This window comes from Paenibacillus pinisoli (assembly GCF_003605435.1).
GTDB classification, from domain to species: Bacteria; Bacillota; Bacilli; order Paenibacillales; family Paenibacillaceae; genus Pristimantibacillus; species Pristimantibacillus pinisoli.
Window position 1 is genome coordinate 83,892 of the sequence record NZ_QXQB01000002.1, and the last position, 10,911, is coordinate 94,802.

The window sequence follows — 10,911 nt, forward strand, 5'->3', positions numbered from 1 at the left end:
GCTACCAATCTCCTTTCCTATCGCCTTCTCTCTATCATATGGTAATAGCAGCTTTTCCTCTTGGATGAATGTCGTAGGTAGACGCGGGAAAACGGACAGTCCCACCGCCGTCAGGCAGTGGGACTGTCCAATTTTCATCTATTCTAGCTGCGGGCTAATCTGACTTTTGCTCCAGCGCGGCTTTCAGCTTATCCGCGAGGCTATTCGTCAGCGGCGCGTTGTCGCTGAACTGCTGGATCAGCTTCTGCTGCTCCCGCTTGTTGACGCGTCCGCCATTCTTGTCGCCCAGCATCTCAATCACATTGCAGCGACGGCATTGCGCATACTTGCCGGCCTTGCCGTCATGCATCTCCATCTTCTTATGGCATTGCGGACAACGCTTGTTCAGCAGAATCGGCTCAGTCGAGCGGCGGTAGCCGCATTCGCGGTCAGGACATTGAAGCGCCTTGCCGCGCTTGCCCTTCACCTCCAGCATTCGCTTCCCGCATTCCGGGCAGTTCGAATGAGACAAATTATGCGGCTTGTATTCCTTCGTCTCCGCCTTGACCTCTCCGATCCACTTCTGCGCCTGCTGACGGATGCCTTTCATGAAGGCCGAGGCATCGCCTTTGCCTTTGGCGATCCGCTCCAGCTCTTGCTCCCACTTCGCTGTCAGCTCTGGGCTGCGCAGTTCATCGACGACCAGCTCGATCAATTGCTTGCCCTTGCCTGTCGGCACCAGCGAATTTCTCGTACGCTCAATCGTATCGGTCGACAGCAGCTTCTCGATAATATCCGCCCGTGTCGCCGGCGTGCCAAGGCCATGCTTCTCCATGCGGGTCAGCAGGGATGCCTCTGTATACCGCGCAGGAGGCAGCGTACGCTGCTCCTTCACGCCTGTGCTCTTGACTGGCAGGCTCTGCCCTTCGGTGAGCGGCGGCAGCAATTGCGCTTGCTGGCGCTCTTCATCCGTCCTGCTGCCGCCATTGTCCGAGTCGTCATCTTCATCATGATGCGAGGAATGGCTATCCTGGTAGACTTCTCGCCAGCCCTTGTCCTTCTCCGTCTTCCCCTTCGCGTACAACCGCTGTCCGCCCGCTTCAAGCGTCACGCTAGTCTCGTCATACCGGTACGGTCCGTAGAACAGGGAGATAAACCGGCGAACGATCAGGTCATATAGCCGTCTCTCGTCGCTGCTCAGCGCCCCCAGGTTCACATACTGCTCCGTCGGAATAATCGCATGGTGATCGGTTACCTTGCTGTCATCCACAATTCGTTTCGTCACCGCCAGCTGCGAGCGAAGGAGCTTGCGCGCCAGTGCCGCATACGGTCCTACAGCAACGCTCTCTAGCCGTCCTTTGAGCGAAGGAACCATGTCGCTGGATAAGTATCGGGAGTCCGTCCGCGGATACGTGACCAGCTTATGGGCTTCATAGAGCTTTTGCAGCACGTTGGACGTTTGCTTCGCCGAGAAGCCAAGCTTTCTGTTCGCATCGCGCTGCAGCTCGGTCAGATCGTAGGCTTGCGGATGCGGCTCTGAACGCTCGGCAGTGCGCAGCTTCAATACCTTAGCCGTGCCGGCCTCGATCGCCTTCGCCGCCGCTTCCTCCGCGCGCTCCTTCTTCCATGCCCGGCCGTCATGGCCGTCCTGCTCGCGCCACTGCGCGACAAAGCTGCCGAAGCCCGCTTGCACCGTCCAATAAGGCTGGGACTGGAAATCGGCAATTTCCCTCTCCCGTTCCATCAACATGGCAAGCGTCGGCGTCTGCACGCGTCCCGCCGCCAGCTGCGCATTGTATTTGCTCGTCAGCGCTCTGGTCATATTGAGGCCGATGATCCAGTCCGCTTCCGCCCGGCATACAGCCGAGGCGTACAACGCATCGTATTCCTTGCCCGGCTTCAGGCGCTTGAAGCCTTCTTTGATCGCGCCATCCGTCTGCGACGAAATCCAAAGCCGCTTGAACGGCTTGCGCCAATGCACAAGCTCCATAATCCAACGGGCGACGAGCTCGCCCTCGCGTCCCGCATCCGTCGCGATAATCAATTCCCCGATATCGCCCCGCTTGCACAGCTGGGATACCGCGCGGAATTGATGCGACGTTTCTTTCATCACCTTCAGGTTCATTTTCGCAGGCAATAGCGGCAAGTCTTCCAGATTCCATGTTTTATATTTTCCATCGTAATCCTCCGGCTCCGCAAGCGTTACCAGATGGCCCAGCGCCCAGGTTACGACGTAGCCGGGTCCTTCGATATAACTTTTATGCTTGGTTGTGCAACCAAGCACTCTGGCGATTTCCTTCGCCACGCTTGGCTTCTCCGCCAGCACAAGTGCTTTCATGCCATTCTCCCCAATCCCGTATCATATGGTGTCACGATACCATAGGGAGCCTTGCCGCGCAACGCCGCAGACGCTGTTCTCCGGCAGGCGGTCCGCTTTTTTGCCCAATTGCAACAAGCATCTACCGATTCGCTTCAGCAGCCCGCTACTTGTTCAGCACCGGAGGCCACCGAAGATAAGTAGCAGCCCGCCAGAGCCACTCCAGCGGCCCCATTGCAAAATAATGAAGCCAGACCGAGCTGGCAATCAATTGAAACACATAGATGCCAAAGCACAGCCACAAGCAATCTATCCAGTCCGCTGTCCCCGCAAGCCCGAGCCATTGTCCGGCGAGCAGAACCAGCACCGTTTGCCCGATATAATTCGTAAGCGCCATCCGTCCCACCGCCCTCATCGGGTCCAGCAGCTCGCGAATCGGCTTGGCTTGAAGCAGAAGCAGCAGCAGCGCCATATATGCAAAAGCGACCAGCGGTCCTATCAGCAATCCCGCCTTCAAATATTGGTTCGTTTGTTCCAGATGCGGATCGCCCGTCCCTTCCATAACTACCGGTATGAACGGCTCGCCCGGCGCCAGCCCGTATTGATACTGAAGGGCCGCTGCCGCCACGGCAATCAGCACGACAGCCGCAATCTCAAACATTCGCCGCCGCTCCTGAATCCTCCGGAACAATTCGAGCTGTCCCGCCGCTACCCCAAGCAGCATGAACGGAAACGGCATCAGCACTTTGGCGCCAAGCACCGCGAACAATCCGAGCAGCACTGCACCAAGCGCAAGATTCACCCAGCGGTTCACCTTATAGAACGGGAGCAGCAGCAAGCCGCATACCGCATAGATCATCAGCGCTTCACCCGGATGATAGATCGAATGCAAATAGCCGAAACCGAACAATACCGCAATGCGGATCAGAAACAGCAAAAACCCGTTTCGCCCTTTGCCTCGAGCACGCATGATAAACAAATAAAATCCGATCCCGAACAAAAACGAAAACATGCTGAAAAAACGGGCCTCAGCAAGCAAATAAAGCAGGCGCTGATACAGCTCGCTCCCTGAGCCCGCCACAGGCAGGGGCAATTGAAGCAGCGCAGTCGCATTCATGAGCAGAATGCCCAGCAGCGCAAAGCCCCGCAAATAATCCAATTCATCGATCCGTCGATAGGTCATGCCATCGTTCCTCCGTCTTAGTGAGCTAGCCACAGTATACGATCCCGGAGGGATAGCCATCCATCGATTTTCCGTACAGAATAGATGACATTTTTGTAAGGTTGGCGCGGCTCACGCATGTCCTATCCGGCAGCCATATAATATGTTCGTAAATGCCTCATATCCGGCTCCTCGCGGCCGTACATTTACTGGGGCAGGAAGCCGCTCAAGAGGCGCTGTTCCAGCCCCTTCTATGGATTAGCATAGACATATCCGACTATGCTATAGTAGGAGCATTCCTTCTTGCTAGAGAACCTATTTTTCATAAAAAGGAGCTTGGTCCATCCATGAAAGTGCGTGCTGTTTTTTCAATTATCGGATTCCTTGCTATCTATGGCGCGCTGGCGGGCTACATCGGCTGGAACGGATGGCTCTTCCTGTCGCAGGTAACGGGCTGGGAGAACGCAATCCTATACAGCTGCATCATCGCCGTCCTCGCGTTGGGCTATATCGGGGGCAGGCTCGCGCAGTCCGCTCCGCTGGGCTTTCTGACTACCCCTCTGAAGTTCATCGGCTCTTATTGGCTGGGATTGCTGCAATATTGCCTATTGCTATTCCCGATTGCGGATATCGCGGGTCTGCTGCTGAAATGGGGCGGCGCAGAACCGGATATTTATATTACCGCTGTCGGCGGAATCGTTCTGCTGTCGCTGATTGTCCTGCTCGTGTTAGGCTCGCGCAACGCCTGGTCGCCGATCATCCGGACCTATCAGGTGCATGTTCCGAAGAACGCGGGCAACCGCCGAAAGCTGACCATTGCGATGGCTTCCGATCTGCATCTGGGCACCGTGATCGGCAAGGGCCATTTGCGCAAGCTGCTGCGCAAGGTGGAAGAGATCCAGCCGGATATCATCCTGCTGCCTGGCGATATTTTGGATGATGACCTCACCCCGTTCGTCAAAAAAGGGATGAAGCATGTCATCGGAAAGCTGAGAGCGCCGCTTGGCGTCTATGCCGTCACCGGCAACCATGAATATTACGGCGGCAAGGTGCCTGAATTCGTCGAAGAGATGAACAGCATTGGCATACGAGTGCTGATGGATGAAACCGTCATGATCGGGGATGAATTTGCGATAGTAGGCCGCAAGGACAAAGCGGTCGGCAGCCAGAACGGCGGAAGGCTCAGCATCAAGGATTTGGTCGAGCCGCTTGACCACTCGCTTCCCGTCATAATGCTGGATCACCAGCCGTCTGACCTGGCAGCGGCAGCGGATAACGGCGTCGACATCAGCCTGTCCGGGCATACGCATAGAGGACAGCTGGCGCCGAATCATCTCATCACGAGACGAATGTTCGAGGTCGACTGGGGCTATTTGCGCAAGGGCGGCCTGCATGCCATCGTATCCTCCGGCTTCGGCTTCTGGGGACCGCCGCTGCGGATAGGAAGCCGCTCCGAGGTGCTTCGCATCGACGTAGAGTTTGGCGATTCCGCGGCAAAGGCATAACATTGCAAGCAAAGTTCAAGGCCGCAAAATCAAATGGATACGCCGAGCAATGGACATCAACAGGCATTCATTTATTCAATTGAACGCTTACCATGAGAAAGACGCTTCCGGCCACCCTGCAAGGTGGCAACAGAAGCGTCTTCTTTATATTTCATCGAATACAGAGCGGGCTATCCCATCTTTCTGGAGCGGTACAGCAGATAGATAAAGAACGGAGCGCCTACGGCGGAAGTGAACACTCCTACGGGGATATCATAGGGCAGAAATACGGTTCTGCCGACCAGGTCCGCAGCGGCTACTACGATTGCGCCGATCAGGGCGCTGACCGGCAGCACCCGGCGGATGACGGGCCCGACCAGACGCCTCGCCATATGCGGCGCAATCAGCCCGACAAATCCGATGGAGCCGCCGATCGCCACAGCAGAGCCGGCCAGCGCCACGCTCAGCAGCACCATGAGCAGCCGATGCCGCTGCAAGGAAGAACCGATTCCGACCGCCAGCTCGTCGCCTAGCAATTGCGCATGCAAATTGCCGGTATTGAAATATAGCACGGCGCCAAATACAACCAGCCAAGGCGCAAGGATAGCCGCGTCTTCCCAGGTTGAGCCATAGATCGTTCCCGTCAGCCAAATATAGGCGGACGTGGCTGAATAAGCGGGGCTGAACGTAAGCAGAAACGATGTGCCTGCCGACAGGAGCGATGCGACGCCAATGCCGACCAGCACGAGGCGCAGCGAATCGGCCCCTCTTCTCCAGGCCAGCATATACACAAGCGCTGTCGCGCAGAAAGCTCCGATAATAGCTGCGATAGGAAGCAGCTCGCGGCTGAAGACTCCCGCCAGCACCGTCAGGAACAGCACCGCGCCAAACGAAGCGCCGCCTGTAATGCCGACTACATCCGGCGCGGCTAGCGGGTTGCGGATAACCGCCTGCAGAATGGCTCCCGCTACCGCCAGGGCGGCGCCAACTAGCAGAGCAATAACAAGCCTGGGCGCCCGCAAAGTCTGGACGATCAGAACATCCTCCCCGAGGCCGCGCCCCCATAACGCTTGCCATACGCGCTGCAGACCAATAATCGTTTCACCCAGCATCAGATAAAGGACGGACATCAGTACCAGAACAAGCGACAGCCAAATCATGACTTTGAGGGCAGCATTGCGTTTGGGGGCTGGACGAGCGGAAACGGCATTGTTATGAGATACATTCATAGCTTGGCACGCCCCTTCCGCGCAAGATAGATAAAGAATGGCGCGCCCAAAGCGGCTGTCATAATCCCGACCGGCACCTCAAGAGGGAATATAATGAATCTAGCCGCCAGGTCGGCAAGCAGGAGCAAGCTTGCTCCCAGAACCGCGCTATACGGCAGCAGCCAGCGGTAATCCAGGCCAGCAATGCCTCTCGCTACATGAGGGATAATGATGCCGATCAGTCCGATAGGGCCAGCGACCGCAACAGCACTGCCCGCAAGCAAGATTACGATCAAGCCGGCAGCCAGCTTCATTAGTGTCATATTCTGCCCCAGGCCCTTGGCCGATTCCTCGCCCATCGCCATTACATTCCATTGTCTGGACAATGCGAACGCCAGCAGCCAGCCTGCACCCATATACGGGAGCACCGGCAGCAGCATCTCCGTCGTTCGGCCCGCCACAGAGCCTGCTATCCAGAACAGGACATCCTGCAGCCCGCTTTCATTGCGAACCAGCATGCCTTGGGTCAGCGAGGCGAACAGCGCCGTCATAGCCGAGCCTGCAAGAATAATTCGCAGCGGCGACAGTCCCTCTCTTCCCACTGAGCCCATGGCATAGACGGCCACTGCAGCAATTGCCGCCCCGAAGAACGAAATCCACATCAGCGTCTCCGTCTCCCTGATGGAGGCCAGTGTGAGCGCCGCAACTACGGCAAGGGATGCGCCTGCATTGATGCCCAGCACGCTTGGCGACGCCAGCGGATTGCGGGTTACACTCTGCAGGATTGCGCCCGCCAGCGCCAGCGAGCCGCCGACCGTGGCGGCAATCAGCGCCCTTGGCAGCCTGGCTGTGCGCGCAATAACCTGATTCATCACACCCTCATCATAATTGGTGATGGATGAATGGATATCGCCCCAGCTGATGGATACAAAGCCGTACCTCATGCTGGCCATAAAGCTGACGATCAGCAAGACGAGTCCCCCTAGCAGCCCTGCGCTGCGAAAGGCCGTGCTTCTAATCTTCCTTCCCATAATGTTGTCCCTTCCTCCCCCTGATGCGAACACGCAACAAAAGAATGGGCCGGACAGCCCATTCTTTCATGGTCTAGCTTATAAGGAACTGCTATTATTCCAATCCGAAGTAGAAGTAGAGGTCATCCAGCATAAGCTTAGCGGCAAGCGCACCGCCGGACAGATTCCACGTTACGGAGTTGACTTTGTAATACTTGTTGTTTTTCACGGCATTTAAATTCTTCCACAGCGCGCTGCTGGTCCAAGTCTTCTGATGCTGCAGAATGGCTCCATCGCCGTCCCAGTCGGTTGTGAAGTCGAAGATGTAATCGCCGTCGAGCAGGCTGATCTGCTCTGTCGAAGCTACCGGAATAATCTCCTCGCCTGTCGCCCGCTGCGCCTTCGGCGTCGAGAAGCCCAGCTCCTGGAAGATCTTATAGGCAAAGCCTGTATTATAGGCACGGGCAGTACCGTTCGGGTTAATCCGAATGATGGAGACGGCTGCGCCTTTGTCCTTGGCGGAGAGCTTGCGTTTGAATTCGGCAACTTGCTTCTTCCAGTCAGCCAGATAGGCTGTTGCAATATCTTCTTTGTTGAATACTTTGGACATTACCTGCAGGTTGTCTTGCCAGTCGGCCAGATCCTTGGTCACAATTGTCGGAGCAATCTTGCTCAATTGCTTGTAGATGCCTTCGTGTCTGTCCTTCGTCGCGATAATAACGTCCGGCTTCAGGGCGACGATCGCTTCCACGTTCGGCTGCGTCTCGTCTCCCAGCGTCTTCACGCCAATCAGGCTGGAGCGGATATATTCGTAGAACGGCTGTTGAATGTACGACTCAACTGCGCCGACCGGCTTCACTTTCAGCAGAACGGAGATATCCACACCGCCGTTGAACAATACGACTACGCGCTTCGGAACGCTGTTCAATGTCGTGCTGCCAAGCTCATGCTTGAACGTGCGTTTGGTCTCCAGCACGGCAGTCGAAGACGCGCCGTTCCATGTGACCCATACGCCCAGCGATTCGCCTACGAAGCGAAGCGGTACCAGAAGCGTTCCGCTTACGTTCAGAGGAGCGGCATCCAGCGTTATGGCCGAGCCGTTAATGCGGGCAGACTTGCTGCCTTGCGTCAGCTCGATTGTTTGTCCGCCCTTTTTGATTGTTGCTTTTTTGCTCTTCCCGTCATAGCTGACCGTTCCGCCCAGCGCTTCCGCGATGGCGCGGTATGGAACTAGCGTGCGTCCGTTCTCGATGCGCGGATTCACGCTATAGGATTGCTTCTTCCCGTCGATCGTTACGCTGACGGTTTTGCCTGTGGCAACTGCAGCCGTAGCCGGTACCAGACCGACAACCAGCGCAACCGCCAACAGCAGGGATAATAATTTTCTTCTCATCATTTTGTTCACAATCTCCTAACCTATGAATTAATTAGTCAAAGCTGGCTTCACATCACGGAAGCCTTGGTACAGGGAATAATCCAGATCGATCAGCCGAGTCTTGTCCCACTCCGCTGCAGCAACCGCCTCCAGCACGCCGCCCAGATCGTTCTCGATCTGCTTCACCTTCTCCGGCTGCGCGCTTCCCGCGTTCCCGCTGAGCGACTTCCAAAGCGCCGCCATGCGTTCGGCCTGGCGAACGGCTTCATCGCGGTCATCGGACTCTACCGCTGTCTTGAACGTCTTGATCAAACTCGTCAATTCCTCCGCCGCAGACGGCACATCGTCTATCTGGGCAGCCTCTATAAGGGCAAGTCGATCCTGCTTGCCGTCGGTCTTCTCGCCGCTATCGGCGACGACCTTGCCCGGCTCCGTCTTCGTGTCCGAAGCGCTTGCGCCGCAGCCAGTCAAGAGGAAGACAACCAACATCATGAGCACTATGTAGCGAATCGTTCCACAACCCCCAAACCTCATGTGAATGATAATCATTTTCAATACCTATTGTACCTATGCCGATTTTGGTTTCCCATACACGATATTGTCCGATTCGCATGGACAAAAATTTCATTACTTCTACTCTGCGGAATCTTTCCCTAACGAGATTCGCTATTGCCCCACATCCAATATATTGCTAAAATTGTAGATGATAATAATTATCAATATCACATCTGACTTCTGCGCCTATTATCGCACTTCTAATAGAAAAGGACTGCCGTAACATGAATCCCCGTTCTTATTTCTCTAGTTATCCGCTGCATATCGCAACCTGCCATTACAGAGAAGGCTTCCGCTCCGAGCCGCAGCAGCCTGAGCACGGCATCATCGGCATCGTGCAAAGCGGCGCCGGCATGCTGTTCCTGAGCAACGGCCGGTCCTGCCCTTTGCAGGAGGGCTCCTTCTTCTTCGCCCGGCCCGGCGGCGTGAACTTCGAGCTTATGGCCGATCCCGGCGGCAGCCTGAAGCTGAGCCTCGTTCATTATTGGGCCGCCCAGCTGGATGAAGAGGGGCTGGCACCCGGCGGCTATGAGCTCCTACAAGGCGACCATTGCTCTTACCGGGCCGCTTCGGCACAGACCGAGTCGCTGCTCTCCAACTTGCGCCTGGCGCTAAGCGAATCCGGCCCGATCGGCGACATGCGCAAGCAGCTCGCCCTGTATGAGCTGCTGCTGCATCTGCATGCCCACCAGCACGCTCCGTCGCGGGCAGGCACCGATTCGATCCAGACTACGATCGAATATATGGAACGCCGCTTGTCCAAGCCGCTTCAGGTCAGCGAGCTGCCTAGACTGGCGGGGATGACGCCAAGCTCCTACTGCCGGGCCTTCAAGAAGCTGACCGGCCTCTCTCCCGGCAGCTATCTGACCAAGCTGCGCATGCTGAAGGCGAAGGAGCTGATGACCGACAAGCAGGCCTCGCTGCGCGATATTGCCGTCAGCGTCGGCTATCAAGACGAGCTCTACTTCAGCCGCGTGTTCAAGAAGACGGAGGGCATCTCCCCGTCCGTCTACCTGAAACGCCGCGACCGCAAGATCGCCGTCGTCAGCAGCCTGGCGCTGCAGGACCATTTGCTCGCGCTCGGCATCCTGCCTATTGCCGCTCCGAGCTTTCCGAGCTACCACTTGACGCCGTCAGGCTTCCCGAGCTATCTGCATGAGCGACTGGCCGGCACCGTCCCGCTTAATGCGGAGAATCCGATCCGCTCCAGCGATGTCGTGCCGCTTGGCCCGGACCTTATCTTGCGCACCAAGCTCCGGCATGATCTGGGCGACACACATTGGGGCGAAGAGGGCAGCGCCATTCTGATCGACCATTCCACCAGCTGGGAGTATTACTTCCGCGCAATCGCAGGCCGGGTAGACCGGATGGCGGAAGCCGAACGCGCCATTCGCGCCATGTCCATCCTGGAGCAGGAAGCGCGGCGCAAGCTGGAGCCGGTATCAAAGCACGGCAAGTGGACGATTATTCGTCTGCTGCCGGATAATTGCCGCATTTACGGCGTGAAGGAGCACGCATTGACCGACTTGTTCTATGGCAGGCTCAAATTTCAGGCGGATGAGCGAATCACTCACGGCACTTACCTCGAAGACGCCTTCGATCGTTTGATCGAGCTTGACCCGGAGCAGCTGCTGGTCGTATGGAGCGAAGAACCCGTCATTCACCAGTTCAACGCCGATCCCCGCTGGCAGCAGCTGAGGGCCGTCAGGGAGAACAGAGTCTATTATCCCGACAGCAGGGAATGGGACCCGTGGGGGCCGATCGGACGGGAGCATATGATCAAAGCGATGGTCCGTTATTTTGTGAAGCTGTAGAGTGGAA

8 protein-coding genes are annotated in these 10,911 nt (G+C 56.7%); 2 read left to right on the forward strand and 6 right to left on the reverse strand.

Annotated elements, in window-relative coordinates:
• Positions 1–154 precede the first annotated feature (154 nt).
• On the reverse strand, positions 155–2,317 hold the full coding sequence (locus D3P09_RS07850; RefSeq protein ID WP_120108749.1) for a DNA topoisomerase III: 2,163 nt from the start codon (positions 2,315–2,317) through the stop codon (positions 155–157).
• Positions 2,318–2,462: 145 nt separating this feature from the next.
• On the reverse strand, positions 2,463–3,479 hold the full coding sequence (locus D3P09_RS07855; RefSeq protein WP_120108751.1) for a DUF418 domain-containing protein: 1,017 nt from the start codon (positions 3,477–3,479) through the stop codon (positions 2,463–2,465).
• Positions 3,480–3,805: 326 nt separating this feature from the next.
• Between D3P09_RS07855 and D3P09_RS07860 the strand changes: the two genes are divergently transcribed.
• The gene (locus tag D3P09_RS07860) at positions 3,806–4,963 is read left to right on the forward strand and encodes a metallophosphoesterase (protein WP_120108753.1); all 1,158 of its coding nucleotides are present in this window, start codon (positions 3,806–3,808) and stop codon (positions 4,961–4,963) included.
• A 170-nt stretch (positions 4,964–5,133) separates the two neighbouring features.
• On the opposite strand, the gene D3P09_RS07865 is transcribed toward D3P09_RS07860, so the two are convergent.
• The 4 genes from D3P09_RS07865 to D3P09_RS07880 form a co-directional block, all read right to left on the reverse strand.
• Entirely contained in the window at positions 5,134–6,171 is a 1,038-nt protein-coding gene (locus tag D3P09_RS07865; RefSeq protein ID WP_120108754.1) for a FecCD family ABC transporter permease, read from the reverse strand.
• Positions 6,168–7,181, reverse strand: coding sequence for a FecCD family ABC transporter permease (locus D3P09_RS07870; RefSeq protein WP_120108756.1), 1,014 nt, complete (start codon positions 7,179–7,181; stop codon positions 6,168–6,170). The genes D3P09_RS07865 and D3P09_RS07870 overlap by 4 nt, the downstream gene beginning before the upstream one ends.
• 94 nt (positions 7,182–7,275) lie before the next feature.
• Positions 7,276–8,556 carry a stalk domain-containing protein gene (locus D3P09_RS07875; RefSeq protein WP_120108758.1) on the reverse strand — a complete coding sequence of 427 codons (1,281 nt, stop codon included), beginning with the start codon at positions 8,554–8,556 and terminating at the stop codon, positions 7,276–7,278.
• A 27-nt stretch (positions 8,557–8,583) separates the two neighbouring features.
• On the reverse strand, positions 8,584–9,033 hold the full coding sequence (locus D3P09_RS07880) for a hypothetical protein (RefSeq protein ID WP_133304982.1): 450 nt from the start codon (positions 9,031–9,033) through the stop codon (positions 8,584–8,586).
• A gap of 281 nt (positions 9,034–9,314) precedes the next feature.
• Between D3P09_RS07880 and D3P09_RS07885 the strand changes: the two genes are divergently transcribed.
• A complete protein-coding gene (locus D3P09_RS07885) occupies positions 9,315–10,904 on the forward strand; it encodes a helix-turn-helix domain-containing protein (protein WP_120108761.1) in 1,590 nt (529 codons plus the stop codon).
• Positions 10,905–10,911 lie beyond the last annotated feature (7 nt).

Excerpts from the sequence above, each read along its gene's own strand:
- D3P09_RS07875 (WP_120108758.1), bottom strand. The coding sequence starts at position 8,556 with ATGATGAGAAGAAAATTATTATCCCTGCTGTTGGCGGTTGCGCTGGTT.
- D3P09_RS07865 (WP_120108754.1), bottom strand. The coding sequence starts at position 6,171 with ATGAATGTATCTCATAACAATGCCGTTTCCGCTCGTCCAGCCCCCAAA.
- D3P09_RS07850 (WP_120108749.1), bottom strand. The coding sequence starts at position 2,317 with ATGAAAGCACTTGTGCTGGCGGAGAAGCCAAGCGTGGCGAAGGAAATC.
- D3P09_RS07870 (WP_120108756.1), bottom strand. The coding sequence starts at position 7,181 with ATGGGAAGGAAGATTAGAAGCACGGCCTTTCGCAGCGCAGGGCTGCTA.
- D3P09_RS07855 (WP_120108751.1), bottom strand. The coding sequence starts at position 3,479 with ATGACCTATCGACGGATCGATGAATTGGATTATTTGCGGGGCTTTGCG.
- D3P09_RS07885 (WP_120108761.1), top strand. The coding sequence starts at position 9,315 with ATGAATCCCCGTTCTTATTTCTCTAGTTATCCGCTGCATATCGCAACC.
- D3P09_RS07860 (WP_120108753.1), top strand. The coding sequence starts at position 3,806 with ATGAAAGTGCGTGCTGTTTTTTCAATTATCGGATTCCTTGCTATCTAT.